At 64.3% G+C, this 14,828-nt stretch carries 13 protein-coding genes; 12 read left to right on the top strand and 1 reads right to left on the bottom strand.

The window, feature by feature from the left end; all coding sequences use genetic code 11:
• Window positions 1-49: 49 nt before the first annotated feature.
• The gene (locus WDO72_08745; GenBank protein ID MEJ0085756.1) at window positions 50-2,602 is read left to right on the top strand and encodes a glycosyl hydrolase 115 family protein; all 2,553 of its coding nucleotides are present in this window, start codon (window positions 50-52) and stop codon (window positions 2,600-2,602) included.
• 8 nt (window positions 2,603-2,610) lie between these two features.
• On the opposite strand, the gene WDO72_08740 is transcribed toward WDO72_08745, so the two are convergent.
• The gene (locus tag WDO72_08740; GenBank protein MEJ0085755.1) at window positions 2,611-3,327 is read right to left on the bottom strand and encodes a Crp/Fnr family transcriptional regulator; all 717 of its coding nucleotides are present in this window, start codon (window positions 3,325-3,327) and stop codon (window positions 2,611-2,613) included.
• Window positions 3,328-3,444: 117 nt separating this feature from the next.
• On the opposite strand from WDO72_08740, the gene WDO72_08735 reads away from it, so the two are divergent.
• The 11 genes from WDO72_08735 (at window position 3,445) to WDO72_08685 (ending at window position 14,809) form a co-directional block, all read left to right on the top strand.
• The gene (locus WDO72_08735; GenBank protein MEJ0085754.1) at window positions 3,445-4,215 is read left to right on the top strand and encodes a HAMP domain-containing sensor histidine kinase; all 771 of its coding nucleotides are present in this window, start codon (window positions 3,445-3,447) and stop codon (window positions 4,213-4,215) included.
• A gap of 127 nt (window positions 4,216-4,342) precedes the next feature.
• Window positions 4,343-4,744 carry a DUF4398 domain-containing protein gene (locus tag WDO72_08730; protein MEJ0085753.1) on the top strand — a complete coding sequence of 134 codons (402 nt, stop codon included), beginning with the start codon at window positions 4,343-4,345 and terminating at the stop codon, window positions 4,742-4,744.
• Window positions 4,741-5,664, top strand: coding sequence for an OmpA family protein (locus tag WDO72_08725; GenBank protein MEJ0085752.1), 924 nt, complete (start codon window positions 4,741-4,743; stop codon window positions 5,662-5,664). The genes WDO72_08730 and WDO72_08725 overlap by 4 nt, the downstream gene beginning before the upstream one ends.
• Before the next feature lie 207 nt (window positions 5,665-5,871).
• Window positions 5,872-6,579: a hypothetical protein gene (locus tag WDO72_08720; GenBank protein ID MEJ0085751.1), complete on the top strand. Its 708-nt coding sequence runs from the start codon at window positions 5,872-5,874 to the stop codon at window positions 6,577-6,579.
• A 236-nt stretch (window positions 6,580-6,815) separates the two neighbouring features.
• Complete coding sequence (locus WDO72_08715; protein MEJ0085750.1) at window positions 6,816-9,050, top strand: YgiQ family radical SAM protein; 2,235 nt, start codon at window positions 6,816-6,818, stop codon at window positions 9,048-9,050.
• A 284-nt stretch (window positions 9,051-9,334) separates the two neighbouring features.
• Window positions 9,335-10,141 carry a BON domain-containing protein gene (locus WDO72_08710; protein MEJ0085749.1) on the top strand — a complete coding sequence of 269 codons (807 nt, stop codon included), beginning with the start codon at window positions 9,335-9,337 and terminating at the stop codon, window positions 10,139-10,141.
• Window positions 10,142-10,318: 177 nt separating this feature from the next.
• A complete protein-coding gene (locus WDO72_08705) occupies window positions 10,319-10,852 on the top strand; it encodes an RNA polymerase sigma factor (GenBank protein MEJ0085748.1) in 534 nt (177 codons plus the stop codon).
• Window positions 10,849-11,577, top strand: coding sequence for a hypothetical protein (locus WDO72_08700; protein ID MEJ0085747.1), 729 nt, complete (start codon window positions 10,849-10,851; stop codon window positions 11,575-11,577). The genes WDO72_08705 and WDO72_08700 overlap by 4 nt, the downstream gene beginning before the upstream one ends.
• A 13-nt stretch (window positions 11,578-11,590) precedes the next feature.
• Window positions 11,591-12,502, top strand: coding sequence for a HEAT repeat domain-containing protein (locus tag WDO72_08695; protein MEJ0085746.1), 912 nt, complete (start codon window positions 11,591-11,593; stop codon window positions 12,500-12,502).
• A complete protein-coding gene (locus WDO72_08690; GenBank protein ID MEJ0085745.1) occupies window positions 12,502-13,491 on the top strand; it encodes a HEAT repeat domain-containing protein in 990 nt (329 codons plus the stop codon). Before WDO72_08695 ends, WDO72_08690 begins: the two co-directional genes overlap by 1 nt.
• A 139-nt stretch (window positions 13,492-13,630) precedes the next feature.
• Complete coding sequence (locus WDO72_08685) at window positions 13,631-14,809, top strand: hypothetical protein (protein MEJ0085744.1); 1,179 nt, start codon at window positions 13,631-13,633, stop codon at window positions 14,807-14,809.
• Window positions 14,810-14,828: the final 19 nt, after the last annotated feature.

Here is a 14,828-nt window from a genome sequence, read left to right as displayed (position 1 = left end):
AAATAGATCTGTCCCCTTTTCTGAACCTTTCAGGTAGTTTTCGCGGGCTATGAAGAACATGGCCTGCGGCGCTGCCGCTCTGATCCTCTGCGCATTCGCGCCGGTTGCGCTGGCTTGCAAGCTACCGGTCTCAGTCTGCGATCGCGCCGCGAAGACCAGCTTCCCGCTCATCAGCAAGGGTCATCCCGCAGCGTTGTTGATCGAAGAATCGGCCAACTCCGCCGTCAAGCTCGCCGCTGCGAACTTCGCCACCGATCTCGAGCGGGTGAGCGGGCAGGCGCCCGCGAAGCTCACTGCTCCGGCTGCCGCACATGCCGACCTCATCATCGCCGGCGTCATCGGCCAGAGCGCATTGCTCGACGAACTCGCTCGCACCGGCAAGATCGACATCGCCGACCTGCGCGGCCAATGGGAAACGTACCGCCAGATCGTCGTCGACAATCCGCTGCCGACTGTCCGGCGCGCTCTGGTGATCGCCGGCTCCGACCGCCGCGGCGCGGTGTTCGGCCTCTACGATCTTTCTGAAAAGATAGGCGTCTCCCCCTGGCACTGGTTCGCGGACGTCCCCGTCACCCGCAAGAGCGATCTTTACCTGACCGCCGGCGCGCGCCGCGACCAGCCCAAGGTGCGTTACCGCGGTTTTTTCATCAACGACGAAGCCCCGGCCTTCAGCACCTGGGCCGCTAACAAGTTCGGCGGCGCCAGTTCCAAACTGTACGCCCACGTGTTCGAACTGCTGCTGCGGCTCAAGGGCAACTATCTATGGCCCGCGATGTGGCAGCCGCGCGCGTTCAACGACGACGACCCTGACAACATGGTCCTCGCCGACGCCATGGGCGTCGTCATGGGCACCTCACACCACGAGCCCCTGACTCGCGCGCAAGCCGAATGGCATCGCAACAAGGAACAGGGCATCACCGGCGGCAAGTGGGACTACCGGACGAACGCCGACAACCTGCGCAAATTCTGGCGCGGCGGCGTCGAACGCATGATGTCCAAGGGTGACGGCCAGGGATACGAAGCGCTGCTCACCGTCGGCATGCGCGGTGACGGCGACGAGCCCATGTCCGAAGGCACCGCCACGCAGCTGCTCGAATCCATCGTCGCCGCGCAACGCGAGATCATCCATGACGTCACGGGAAAACCCGCCGACCAGCAGCCGCAGGTCTGGGCGCTGTACAAGGAAGTGCAGGACTACTACGACCACGGCATGAAAGTGCCCGACGACGTCACGCTGCTGTTCGCCGACGACAACTGGGGCCAGGTGCGCCGCCTGCCTACCGGCGACCTGAACCGCAAAGGCGGCTACGGCGTCTACTACCACTTCGACTACGTCGGCGGCCCGCGCAACTACAAGTGGCTCAACACCAACCAGATCGAGAAGACCTGGCAGCAGATGGACCTCGCGTATCAGCGCGGCGCCCGAGCGTTGTGGATCGTGAACGTCGGCGACATCAAGCCGATGGAATTCCCGCTGAGTTTCTTCCTGGCGCAGGCGTGGAACCCGGAAGCCATGACGCCCGCCGCGCTGGCTAACTACCCGGAAGCCTGGGCGCGCGCCACGTTCGGCCCGGCGCAGGCCAGGGAAATCGCCAGCCTCGTGACGCGCTACAGCCAGCTCGCCGCCCTGCGCAAGCCGGAGCTCATCGACGCCACGAGCTTCCCGCTCACCGAAACGGCTGGCCGCACGCCCGACGGGCGGGATTTCTACACGCTCCTCGATCGCTGGAACCAACTCGAAGCGGCTCTCGCGAAGGCGAAGCAACGCGTGCCTGCCGCGCAAAGCGACGCATTCTTCCAGCTCGTCGAACACCCGATCGCCGCGCTCGCCAATCTCTACTGGCTGTATCACGCCGTAGCCCTCAATCGCTGCTACGCGGACGCCAACGATCCGCGCGCGAACCATTTCGCCGATCGCGTCAAAGCCCTGTTCGAGCGCGACCAGGCGCTCGCGGACCAATACCACGCGCTCAACGGCGGCAAATGGGACGGCATGATGCTGCAGACCCACATCGGTTACACGACGTGGCAGCAGCCGGACAAACAGGTGATGCCCGAGGTGCGGCGCGTCGCGACCGTCGGCGCCCCGATCGCGCCGGCCAATATCGACGAGCCGGTTCCAGCGCGCACCATCGCCATCGAGGCTGTGCGTTTCACCAAAGCGCGAGCCGGCGCCGGCCTCACATGGCGGGCAATACCAAATCTGGGTGACGGAGCCGGCGCCGTCGTCGCGCTCCCGCAAGGCCGGCCCGCGACCACCCAACGAGACGCCGTCTATCTACAATACGCAGCGGCCATCCCGCAAACCGGCGACGCCACGGTCGCCCTGCACCTGCTGCCCACCCTGCAGACCTCCGGTGGCGTCGACATCCGCATCGGCGTCTCCATCGACGACGGCGACATGCAGACGCTGGCGATGCGCCTCATGCCCTCGCCGGGCCCGCCGACGATGCAGGAACAGCACGACTGGGAAAAAGCCGTCATCAACAACGAGTTCGTACTCGAAGCGAAGTTTCCGGCCCTCGCGAAAGGCAAACACGCGATCAAGGTCTGGCGCCTGGACGACAACGCACTGCTCGCGAAGCTGATCGTCAGGCAATAGACGCGGATTCAGCCCGCGCTCGGCGGTGCCAGCCGGTCGGATTCCTTCCTCACCACCGCATAACACTCGCACGACATCTCTTCGAGCTTCGGCCGATCGAGCACCGTGATCTTCCCGCGGCTATACCGGATCACTTCGAGCGCCTGCAGTTTCCCCGCCGCCTCGGTCACACCCTCGCGCCGCACCCCTAACATGTTGGCGATCAGCTCCTGCGTCATCTTGAGCTCGTTCGACGGCAGCCTGTCCAGCGACAACAACAGCCAGCGGCACAACTGCTGCTCCAGCGAGTGATGCCGGTTGCACACCGCCGTCTGGAACATCTGCGTGAGCAACGACTGCGTATAACGCAGCAGGATGTGGAGCATCTCGCCGTGGCGGTTGAATTCCTCTTTCAGCCTGATTCCCGGCAGCCGGTACGCCTGTCCCGCGCTTTGCACGATGGCCCGGCTCGGCGTCGTTTCGCCGCCCATGAACAGCGACACTCCGATCGCACCTTCGTTGCCGACCACCGCGATCTCTGCCGAGGCGCCGTTTTGTAATCCGTACAACAGCGAAACGATGCAATTGGTGGGAAAGTAGATGTGGCGCAAAGCCGCACCGGACTCGTACAACACTGCGCCGAGCGGCATCGGTACCAGTTTCAGATAGGGCGCCAGCCGTTCGAATTCGGCATGTGGCAGGGCACGAAGAATGTGGTTTTCGCGCGGGCTCGGTGCTGGGCTCATCCGCGCGGAGTCTATGCCCAATTCCCGGACTGTGTTCGTTTGCGAACAGACACGGGGAGGGCCCGGAAGTAGGCTCCGGGCACGCGCTGCAGGTATTCGGCAGCAGGAGAACTACCGATGATGCAACTGATCCGAAGTGAGCTCCGCAGCCCCGCCATCCGCGTTCCCGGGCGTCTCGTGAACGCGCGGCCCGATCGACGCACCGATGAAATCGCCTCGATCTCGCACGAGATGCGGAATTCACTGGCCGTCGTCCGCAATGCGGCCCGGCTCCTGCGGGCGCCCGCGAGCGCCGTCCATGTCGACAACGCGCGCGCGCTCATCGAACGCCACGTCGCGCAGCTGGCCTTGCACGTCGAGGATCTGCTCAACACCGCCTCGCAACCGAACGGCAAGCAGCGCGCGCTGTATCGATCGCATGTCGATCTCCGCACCGTCGTTCAGCACGCCGTCAGCGCGATTTCGCCGGACATCGCGCAGCGCGGGCATCGTCTGGTCACGGATCTACCCGATGAAGCGCTCTGGGTGCATGCCGATGCCGCGCGTCTCGAACAGGTCTTCGCGAACCTCCTGATCAACGCCGCGAAATACACACCCAACGGCGGCGACATCGTGATTCATCTCAAACGCGAGGGCGCGCAGGCGAGCATCGTCGTGCGAGATTCCGGTATCGGCATGGAGCCTGCGGTGCTGGCGCGCGTCTTCGAACTTTATTCACAGGCGGATTCCATGGCGCCGCACTCCGAAGGCGGTAGCGGCATCGGTCTTGCGGTCGTGCGCGACCTGGTGGAAAAACACGGCGGCTCCGTGCACGCCACCAGCCCCGGGCTCGGGCACGGTAGTGAGTTCACCGTGTTGTTGCCCGTGATGTGGGGCAGTGCGCCGTGATCTGGCTGTCTAACTAATTACGCGCTATGTACGGCCGCGTACCGACCGCGGCCGTGCGCCGGCGCACACTCGGTTCTCTGGTGGATCCCGCTCCCGAGCAATCCATCGTCATCAGTAGAGACCGTGTATGAAGTTTTCCACCGAGATCACCCGCGCTGCCCGCCGCCGCCTGCGCATGACGTTGCCCGTCCTGCTCGCGTGCAGCGCTGCGTTTGCCGCCGCGCCGATCCCCACCACGAACCTGCAATCCGCCCAGCAGGCGATTGCCAATGCCGAACGTGTCGAAGCTGCGACCTTCGCGGCCGTCGAGCTCGCCGAAGCACGCAGCAAATTCAGCTCCGCGCAGCAGGCGGTAAGTGAGAAAGAGATGGTTGCCGCCGCGCGGCTTGCCGACGAAGCACGCGCAGCCGCCGAGCTGGCCGCCGCCCGCACGGGCGCCGCCAAAGCCAATGCCGTCAATGCGGACATCAAGCGCAGCACCGCCACGCTCGTCGAAGAGATGCAGCGCAAGACCGGAGACAAACAATGAACTACACCAACTACTCGATGAAGACGGCAATCGCCGTGGCCGTCGCCGCCAGCCTGTTCATCGGCTGCGCTTCAACTCCGAAGAAGCCGTTGGGATCCGAGCAGGTGCGCGCCAAACTCACCGCGCTGCAAGGCGACCCGGTGCTCGCCAGTGGCGCGCCGGTCGCGCTCAAGGATGCCGAAGCCGCCGTGCGCGAAGCCGAGCGCACCGAGAAAAATATCGATCTGGCCGCCCACCGCGTCTACATCGCCGATCACAAGGTCGACACGGCCCGATCGCTGGCCGAGACGCGAGTCGCGGAACTGGAACGCACGGCGTTGAACGAGCAGAGCGAGAAAGCACGCCTCGACTCGCGCACGCTGGAGGCCGACCGTGCCAAGGCGGATGCCAATCGCGCGAAGACGGATGCCCTGGTCGCGCGCGCTGACAGCGCCGAGCAGAAGCTGGCCGCCAGCAATGCGCGCGACGATGCGGCCAATGCCATGCTCGCCGCTAATGCCTCGCAGATGCAGGCCGCAGAGCTGCAGCGTCAGCTCGAGATCCTGCAGGCGAAGCCGACGGATCGCGGACTGGTGCTCACGCTGGGCGATACGTTGTTTGCCACCGGCAAGTCCGAGCTCAAGTCGGGTGCCTCGGCGAATCTCGATCGCATCACGGCATTCATGACCGAGTACCCGCAGCGAACCGCGGCCATCGAAGGCTTCACGGACAGCATGGGTAGTGAGGACATGAACCAGTCCTTGTCCGAGCGCCGTGCCAGCGCCGTGAAGAACTATCTAGTCGGGCAGGGCGTGAGCTCCGCGCGGCTCAGCTCCTCGGGACGCGGCGAGAACTCGCCCATCGCGGACAACGACTCGGCCGCCGGCCGGCAGCAGAACCGCCGCGTCGAAGTCGTGATCAACCAGCCCACCATCGAATAATCGATAGCCGCCGACTGGCGGCGAACCTCTTGGCCCGGAGCGGTCCGTCTCACTGCGGACCTGCCCGGGCCATTTTTATGGGGACATGCCTATATTCCTGGCAAACAGTGTCACGTCTGTCAGTCGCGACTGGATCGACGCCCAAGCGTTGTGACCTCCCCAAGGTTGGCGTACCTTCGCGATCGAGGAATCGAAGGGAGATAGTCGATGGCCGCTGTCGTCCGCAGTCGTGCCTACTACGTCGTCGCGCTTGCGCTTGCAGCGTGGTGCGCGCTCGCATTCGCCAGGACCTTCTACCTGCGCTACTGGTTCGACGTCCCACCGCTCACCGTGCTGCTGCATTTGCACGGCGTCGTCTTCACCGCCTGGTTCGTGCTGTTCGCGATCCAGGCGCGCCTGATCTCGAAACAGGACTATCAAACACATAGAAAGCTAGGCATCGCCGGTGCCGTGCTCGCCGGTTTGATCGTGATTCTGGGTCTCGCCACCGCGGTGGCTTCCGCGAGCGCCACACGCCCACGCGGCATGGGCATGACCTCTGCGCAATTCGTGCTGCTGCCGACGCTGGCCATCGTGTTGTTTGGCGCGTTCGTGTCGGCGGCGTTGTACTGGCGGCGCAAGCCACAGATCCATCGCCGGCTGATGATGCTTGCCATGATTTCGGTCCTCGGCCCGCCGTCGGCGCGCGTGCTGCTTCTGCTGGGACTGCAGGGCCACTTTCTACTGATGCAAACGTCCGTCACCGCGGCCTTCGTCATTGCGTGCCTGGCCGCCGATTGGGTGAAGCATCGCTCCGTGCATCCGCTGTATGCCATCGGCGGCACATTGCTCGTGATCTCCTGGCCTCTGCGCGCGTGGGCCGCGCGAACGCCCGCGTGGGAAGCCGTCGGCAACTGGATGGCATCGTTGAACTGAGCTGCCGTCGGGCGGGGCGCTCAAATCCGCGATTTTTTGACAATCCCGCGTTCGCCCCTACACTCCCGCCCCATCCAGCCCCTGGCAGTAGCCGCAAGGCCAACCTCGGGGTTTCCTGACATATCGGGAAAGGTGTTGGCCGGCGTAAGTCCCGGCTCGAATCGCGCTCCGGCGGCACTCTATATATAGGTGTGGCGCCCGGCCCGGCTCCAACTCCCTTTCCCCGGAGTTGTTCGATGTCCGCCGCCGCCAAAGAACTCACCAGCTATCGCAAGTATTGGGCCGCACGCTTCGGCGTCGCGCCGTTCCTGCCCATGTCGCGCGCGGAGATGGAGCAGTTAGGCTGGGACAGCTGCGACGTGATCATCGTCACCGGCGATGCGTACGTGGACCACCCGAGCTTCGGCATGGCCATCATTGGCCGAGTGCTGGAGGCGCAGGGGTTTCGCGTCGGCATCATCGCGCAGCCGGATTGGCAGAGCGCCGAGCCGTTCAAGGCGCTCGGCAAACCGAACCTGTTCTTCGGCATCACCGGCGGGAACATGGATTCCATGGTGAACCGCTACACCTCGGACAAACGCATCCGCAGCGACGACGCGTACACGCCCGGCGGGCAGGGCGGCTCGCGGCCCGATCGTTCCGTGATCGTGTATGCACAACGCGCACGTGAGGCGTTCAAGGATGTGCCGATCGTCATCGGCGGCATCGAAGCGTCGCTGCGCCGGATCGCGCATTTCGATTACTGGAGCGAGAAGGTGCGCCGCTCCGTGTTGTTGGATGCGAAGGCCGACATCCTCGTGTTCGGCAACGCCGAGCGGCAGATCGTGGAGATCGCGCATCGCGTCGCGGCCGGGCAGAAGATAGACGAGATCACTGATCTGCGTGGCACGTCGTTCGTGCGCAAGAGCCACGACTTCATCGAGATCGACTCCACGCATGTCGACACCCCCGGCAAGCTGAACCCGCCCATCGATCCGTACGCGATGGAGCCCGAGATCCGCAAGGCGAACGAGCAGGCCGCCGCCGTCGAGGCCGGCGAAGCCGCGCCGACGGAAGTGGTGCCGGGCAGGGGGTTGCGGGGTTCGCAGCATTCTTCCGACGCCAACCCCCGGGAACCCCTGCCCGGCACCACTGAGGTGATCGTGAAGTTTTCTCGGCGCGTGAAGGGCGAGGACCGCGAGCGCAGCGTCATCCGTATGCCGTCGCACGAGCAGGTGGTCGCCGACCCCGTGCTGTACGCCCATGCCAGCCGCATCCTGCATCTCGAGAGCAACCCCGGCAATGCGCGCGCGCTCGTGCAGCGCCACGGCGATGCGGACGTGTGGCTGAATCCGCCACCCGTGCCGCTAACTACCAAAGAAATGGACGCCATCTACGATCTGCCGTACGCACGCGTGCCGCACCCCGCCTACGGCAAGGCCGAGATCCCCGCGTACAAGATGATCAAGTTCTCGATCGCCATCCAGCGCGGGTGTTTCGGCGGCTGCACGTTCTGTTCGATCACCGAGCACGAGGGCCGCATCATCCAGAGCCGCAGCGAAGCTTCGGTGCTGAAGGAAATCGAGAAGGTGCGCGATACCGTGCCCGGCTTCACCGGCGTGATCAGCGATCTCGGCGGGCCGACGGCGAACATGTATCGCATCGCGTGCAAGAGCCGCGACATCGAGAAGGCCTGCCGCAAACCGAGCTGCGTGTTTCCCGGCATCTGCCCGAATCTCAACACCGACCATTCCGCGCTGATCCAGCTGTATCGCAAGGCGCGCGCGTTGCCGGGCGTGAAAAAGATCCTGATCGCGAGCGGCGTGCGATATGACCTCGCGATCGAGAGCCCCGAGTATGTGAAGGAGCTCGCGACGCATCATGTCGGCGGCTATCTCAAGATCGCGCCCGAGGCGATCGGCGAGGGGCCGCTGTCGAAGATGATGAAGCCCGGTGTCGGGTCTTACTACAAGTTCAAGGAGCTGTTCGACAAGTTCAGCAAGGCCGCGGGGAAGGAGCAGTACCTCATTCCGTATTTCATCGCGGCGCATCCGGGAACGACGGACAAGGACATGCTCGAGCTGGCGTTATGGCTCAAGGGCAATGGGTTTCGGGCCGACCAGGTGCAGGCGTTCCTGCCGGGGCCGATGGCGACCGCGACGGCGATGTATCACACGTTGAAGAATCCGCTGCGCAAGGTGACGCGCGACAGCGAGGAAGTGGTGATTCCGAAGGGGATCAAGCAGCGGCGGTTGCACAAGGCGTTTTTGCGGTATCACGATCCTGACAACTGGCCGGTGTTGCGCGAGGCGTTGCGGCAGATGGGTCGGGCGGATCTCATTGGCAACGGGAAGATGCAGCTGGTGCCTGGGTATCAGCCCGCGGGCACCGGCGATGCAGCGGAAGGGAAACGGGGCGGACGTTCGCATCGGCCGTTCAAGACCCAACACCTTGGTTTGCCGACGGTGCCGTCAAAACCGCGTTCGAAGTAATGCCTCCGTTGCAATGCTGCGAGCCTTGCCTTGATCTTTGCTCGTAGTGCGGTTGTTTGCTGCGCGCCGCATCAGCGTGTTCGCCTACATACCGTAGGAGCGTTCCACGGTACTTTGGCTGGTTAGATCGAACCCGGTACTCCGCACTCCTGCGGGTCGCAGGGCCAGATCGTCGTATTCGCAGCCATTTGCATCGCCGATGCATCCGCGGCGCAACTCTTCTCTTCGGGCCGGCAAAGCTCCTGCCCCCAATCAGTACCCCATTCGAATTCGGAGAATCTTCAATGATCACTCGCAATCTATTGCTTGCCACAGCCATCGCCGCCGCCATCGCGGGCAGCAGCGTCGCTTACGCGGCCGCCAAGCCTTCGCAGGAAGTCATCGACGCACGCCAGGAGTCGCAGATCTGGACGACTTATGCGCTCAACCCCTATCTGCGCGCGCGCGACTTGCACGTCTCGGTGCATGAAGGCAAGGCGACGTTGACCGGCAACGTGCCGGAAAGTGTCAACAAGGATCTGGCCAAGCAGATCGCGCTCGGTGTCGACGGCATCAAGTCCGTCGACAACAAGATCGAAGTGCAGGACAAATACGTCGAGCCGGCGCAGAGCGCGGAACGCGGGTACGGCGAGAAGATCGACGACGCGACGATCAGCTCGACGGTGAAGTCGAAGCTGCTGTGGAGCCGTTACGCTGATGGCCTCACCGCGGACGTCGACACTACGCGCGGCAAGGTCATGCTCACGGGCAAGGCCGATACGCAGGAAGCCAAGGACGCCGCCGGCAAACTCGCGATCAACACGCGCGGCGTGTCGTCGGTCAACAACCAGCTCGTGGTCCAGAGCGCGAAGCCGGGCCTCGTCAAGGCGGAAGTCAACAACATGGCTGACGGCTGGATCACCACGAAGGTGAAATCGACGTTCATGTATTCGACCAACGTCGACGGCTCGGACATTGGTGTGAAGACCAATGCGGGCGTCGTGACGCTCAGCGGCAAAGTGGATAGCGGCGCGGAACGCTCGCTCGCCATCGAGCTCGCGCGCAACGTGCGCGGCGTCAAGAGCGTGGATTCGAAAGAACTGACCATGTAAAGAAACAGTCGATACTGGCGCCGTGCTTGCCGCTCAAACGGCGAGCACGGCGCCTTTTTCGTTTTGGCCCAGGCGTGACGCGGGCGTCTTCGACCCCGATAACTATTTGATCGGCAAGCGTTTGCGCGCATCCTATGGCGCCCCCTAACCTTTTCTTGGTCCTACCGTCCAAGTTCCGTGCTCACCCTCCTTAAATCCTGGGTTCAACCGGACGCCTTCCACACCGTCCTCAATGAACGCAGCGGCCGTTGGTACAACGCCTGCCTGCGCATCACGCGCGACGCGGACCTGGCCGCTGACGCAGTCCAGGAAGCCCTGCTCAAAGCCTGGGACCGCCGCCACGAATTCCGCGGCGACGCCGCGCTCGATTCCTGGATCCACCGCATCGCGCTGAACGCCGCGATCGACCTCACGCGCAAACGCAAACGCCGAGCGGAAGAAGAGCTGCACGACGACGCCTTCGAAGCGCCGCACGTTGAAACCCCCGAAGCCGAGTTCACCCAGGAAGCGCTCGGCCGCGACCTCGCGGTCGCGATGCAGCGCCTCTCCGCGATGGAGCGGCAAGCCTTCCTCCTCAAACACATCGAAGGCTGGCGTCTCGACGAGATCGCCGAAAGCCTGCAAACAAACATCAACAATGTGAAGAGCGTGCTGTTTCGCGGTGTCCGCAAACTGCGCGTCGATCTGCACGTGTGGCGGAGCGAATCATGATTTCCGACGACGACCTGCTGCTCTACTACTATCGCGATGGCCTCGAGCCGGACGAACGCACGCGCATCGGTGCGGCGCTCGCCGAACAGCCGGAGCTGGCGCAGCGGCTGCATCGCCTTATTAGCCGGCTCGATGCATCGGCGGCGATTCCCGAAGTCCCGGTGCCGGCCGAAACACTTGCGCGATGGCGGGCGGCTCTCGATCAGGCTGCAACCAGTCAGACCGCCCGCGCGTCGCGTGAAATCCGCCGGCCTGCATCGAATGTCCGCTGGCTCGCTGCGGCTGCGGTCGTGCTCGTCGCCATCGTCTCGGTTTTCCAGTTCACCCGCGAGCCGGCGCCTGAGCGAACCGCGGCGATTACGACGCCAAACGCGCAGCCCGCAACTGGTGAGGCGAACGCCTCGGCCTACGAGCGCGGCCTGAAATCCCACCTCGCAAGAACCGAGCAACAGCTCGCCTCATTGGAAAACGCCACGCCGGAAGACCGCAAGCGCCTGATCGAAACCATCGTCGAGCAGAACCGCATCTACGCGCTCGCCGCCGAGCGCGCCAACGAGCCGCAGCTCGCGCGCGTGCTGCGTGCTTTTTCGCCGGTGCTCGAAAGTCTCAAGCAACCGGACGGCAAAGCGGACGCCAGCGTCGCGCAGCTCGCCTTCGAATTCCGTGTGATGCAAAGCCGGCTCGCTGCCGGCACGGCATCCAACCCCCAATCCAAGACATTGTAGATAGAGGTATTTCATGAAACTCATCCGTACCACGATGCTCGCGCTGCTTTTGGCAGGCGCAGCCGGCGCGCAGGCCCAGGACGCCGACCGCGAAGACCGCGCGCCCACCGAACAGGAAGAGCTCGCGATCGCCGCGCTCGAAGGCCTGATGGCGCAGCCGTCGGAGCGTGCGCTGCCGATCCTCAAAAAGGTTTTGATCGGGACGCAGCCGACGATCGTCAAACGGCGCGCCTTGTTCGTCTTGAGCCAGATCGGTGCTCCGGAAGCGCGCGACCTGCTGATGCAGACGGCCCGCTCGACGAACTCGGAGCTGCGCGGCGAAGCGATCCGCAGCATCGGCATCAGCGGCGACCCGAAGTCGCTCGACGCCTTGCAGGACGTCTACAAGACCGGCGACGCAGAACTGAAAGAAGACATCCTGCAGGCATGGATGATCGCGGGCCGCAAGGAACCCGTATTCCAGGTGGCGCTGAATGCAAAAACCGAAGAGGAAGCTTCCGACGCGATCCGCATGCTCGGCGTGATGGGCGCCAGCGAAGAGTTGCGCAAGCTAGCCGACCGGCCCATCGCGGCGAGTGGTTTGCTCCAGGCCTACGCGATCAGCGGCGATCTCACCGGCCTGCGAAAAATCGCTGACGGCAATGGCGAACATTCGGTGCGGCTCGACGCGGTGCGCAATATCGGAATCATCCAGGGCGATGCTGCGCGCACCGCGCTGCGCGAGATCTACACGCGCAACACCGATGCCGAGATGAAGGAAGCCGCACTCCAGGGCATGCTGATCGCGCAGGACGAGCAGGGCGTGCTCTCGCTCTACCGCGCCGCGAAGACCACCGAGGAAAAGCGCTCGCTGCTGCGCATGCTCTCGATGATGAACGGCGACGCCGCGCTCGAAGCCATCGACGCGGCGCTGGATAAAAAGTGATGAGAACCACAAGCATTCAAGCGGCTGCGATGTGCGCCGCGCTCGCATTCGCATCGCAGGCCCGTTCGGCCGATCTGCCGCTGCCAAAGGACGGCTGGGCGAGCTGGGAAGTGCAGGCCGTGGAAGACTCTCCGGCCTGGTGTTGCTGGAGTAGTTCGGACAGCGCGGCCGCGGACACGTCTGCCAGCAAACTCGACGCCGACCGCCAGGGATACGGCTCTCGCGACAAAGCCAGGACCGACGCCATCCGCGTCTACGCGCGCTTCGCGGGCGGAAAGGTCGAGAAAGTGCGCGCGCTGGCCGCCACGTGCCCGGTGGAATCCAAGACGCCTATCCAGAAGCTCGACCACGTCGAAACCGACGACAGCGCGCGCTGGCTCATCGGCCTCGCCAAGACACCAGACAGCGAATTCGGCGAGGAAGCGCTGGGCGCGCTGGCGATGCATCGCAGCGCCGTCGCCTTCGACGCCTTGAGCACGATGGCGCGCGTCGATGCGCAGGAGGAAATACGCAAGCGTGCAATCTTCTGGCTGGCGATGCTGCGCGGCACGGCCGGCGCGGACATCACCACCCATGCCATGTTCAACGACCCGAGCGCGGAGGTGCGCAAGCATGCGGCCTTCGCCATCACGCTGTCGAAGTCGCCGCGGGTGAGTGCGGATCTCATCAAACTAGGCAACACCGACAAGGACGGTGACGTCCGGGCGCAGGCGTGGTTCTGGCTCGCGCACAACGGCGCCGCCGACGTGGAGAACTCGATCATCGCGGCATCGAAGCAGGACGCCGACAACAATGTGCGCGAGCTGACGATCTTCGCGCTCTCTCAATTGCCGGACGAGCGTGCGACACCGGCCTTGATCAAGGCCGCGGAGGACAAGTCCCTGTCGCGCGAGCAGCGCAAGCGTGCGCTGTTCTGGCTGGCACAGTCAGAGTCGCCCGGCGCGCAGACGTATCTGGACAAGGTGCTGGCGGGGAATCGCCCGAACTGAGCTGTGCGCGGGACTAACCAGGACGGGTGGGCCGCGCCGGGATCCATGGAATCGAGGTTAGCCGCAGTTCGTTGTCCAAAACACCTGGCAATTCCGTATCTCCTGTTGAGGCGCTTCGTTCGCCGCGAGGGAGATGCACATGAAAACTTCAGTTTCGGGTTCCGTCATCCTGCTGTTTGCGCTCGGCACGGCTTACGCGCAGAAGGCGGCGACGCCGCAGCAACGGGCGGCTTCTCCGGCGCAGCGGGCCCAGGCCGCGTCCACGCCCGCCGTTTCGCGTCCAGCGGCCACGGCACTTCAAACGCAGCCCTACGCCGCCGCCGCAAAGGCAACACTGCCGGGCAATCTGCTCAGCGTCGAAGATCGCGCAATTATTATCGTGGGTGGCAAACCGGTCGCCGCCGGCGCGATCAAACAACAGCTGCAAACGGAGCTGCGGCAGGCGTCGGTTCCGGCGTCCGCCAGGATCAGCCGCACTTCACCTCAAGGCGCACCGGTGCGCGATCTGCCCGGCCGTTTCGGGGCGTCGGTCTCGGATCGAGTGGAGGCCGTCCGGCAGCCGGCACGAGTGGGTGGCTCGCTGAACAGTCGCGACTCCATCAAGGCGGCTCCCGCGCTCTCGTATACCGAGATGCTCAACTACTGCAAAACGCATCCGGCGGAGATTTCCCGCGTGCGCGGCACGGTGACGCCGAACGGCCGTTTCAAGATCGAGGGCATGTGTTTCGGCGACCAGACGGGCAGCGTCGAAGCCATCGGGCAATTTCCGGGCGGCAACATGCGCCTGGTCTTCGAAAGCTGGAGCGATTCCGAGATCGCGGCATTCGTGCCGGCGGTGTCGGGCGCGATGGATCACACGATTGCGCTGACGATAGTGCGCACGGACAAGTCGCGATCGCCCGCGGCCCAGGCGAAATTCATCGCGACTCGCCAGCAGATGCCGGTACCGCCCGCATTCTGGAACCAGAACCCCAACTTCATCGCGATCGAAGTGGACCAGGGCGGCGGTGACATCTTCTCGGGCTACAAAGTGTGGGGTGCGGGTTCTCCGCAGCGCTCCACGCCGTTCTGGCTGCGCATCAATCCGGCCTGCGAGCTCGACAGCGCGGCCTGGAGCTCGCGAACCGGACGCGTCGATGCCTTCAACGGCTGGGACAAACCCGGTCCGCCGAACACGGCCAACGTCGACGTCGTCTGGACGCCGCGCTGCGTGACGCAGACGACTAACTACGTGTTCGCGAGCAGCTCGCAGCGGATCTGCAGCGTGGAATTCTCGCTTTCCGCCTGGGCGAATTGCCCGGTCGGTCTTGCGCCATAGGTCGCGGGGCCTCAAAACA

The sequence above is a fragment of the Pseudomonadota bacterium genome (assembly GCA_037200975.1).
In the GTDB taxonomy this organism is placed as follows: Bacteria; Pseudomonadota; Gammaproteobacteria; order Steroidobacterales; family Steroidobacteraceae; genus CADEED01.
Note: the sequence above shows the minus strand (reverse complement) of the source record. Positions and strands in the feature narration are given on the sequence as shown.

What these genes read in the sequence shown, in the direction of transcription:
- WDO72_08745 (MEJ0085756.1), top strand. Translation starts at nt 50, where the DNA reads ATGAAGAACATGGCCTGCGGCGCTGCCGCTCTGATCCTCTGCGCATTC.
- WDO72_08740 (MEJ0085755.1), bottom strand. Translation starts at nt 3,327, where the DNA reads ATGAGCCCAGCACCGAGCCCGCGCGAAAACCACATTCTTCGTGCCCTG.
- WDO72_08735 (MEJ0085754.1), top strand. Translation starts at nt 3,445, where the DNA reads ATGATGCAACTGATCCGAAGTGAGCTCCGCAGCCCCGCCATCCGCGTT.
- WDO72_08730 (MEJ0085753.1), top strand. Translation starts at nt 4,343, where the DNA reads ATGAAGTTTTCCACCGAGATCACCCGCGCTGCCCGCCGCCGCCTGCGC.
- WDO72_08725 (MEJ0085752.1), top strand. Translation starts at nt 4,741, where the DNA reads ATGAACTACACCAACTACTCGATGAAGACGGCAATCGCCGTGGCCGTC.
- WDO72_08720 (MEJ0085751.1), top strand. Translation starts at nt 5,872, where the DNA reads ATGGCCGCTGTCGTCCGCAGTCGTGCCTACTACGTCGTCGCGCTTGCG.
- WDO72_08715 (MEJ0085750.1), top strand. Translation starts at nt 6,816, where the DNA reads ATGTCCGCCGCCGCCAAAGAACTCACCAGCTATCGCAAGTATTGGGCC.
- WDO72_08710 (MEJ0085749.1), top strand. Translation starts at nt 9,335, where the DNA reads ATGATCACTCGCAATCTATTGCTTGCCACAGCCATCGCCGCCGCCATC.
- WDO72_08700 (MEJ0085747.1), top strand. Translation starts at nt 10,849, where the DNA reads ATGATTTCCGACGACGACCTGCTGCTCTACTACTATCGCGATGGCCTC.
- WDO72_08695 (MEJ0085746.1), top strand. Translation starts at nt 11,591, where the DNA reads ATGAAACTCATCCGTACCACGATGCTCGCGCTGCTTTTGGCAGGCGCA.
- WDO72_08690 (MEJ0085745.1), top strand. Translation starts at nt 12,502, where the DNA reads ATGAGAACCACAAGCATTCAAGCGGCTGCGATGTGCGCCGCGCTCGCA.
- WDO72_08685 (MEJ0085744.1), top strand. Translation starts at nt 13,631, where the DNA reads ATGAAAACTTCAGTTTCGGGTTCCGTCATCCTGCTGTTTGCGCTCGGC.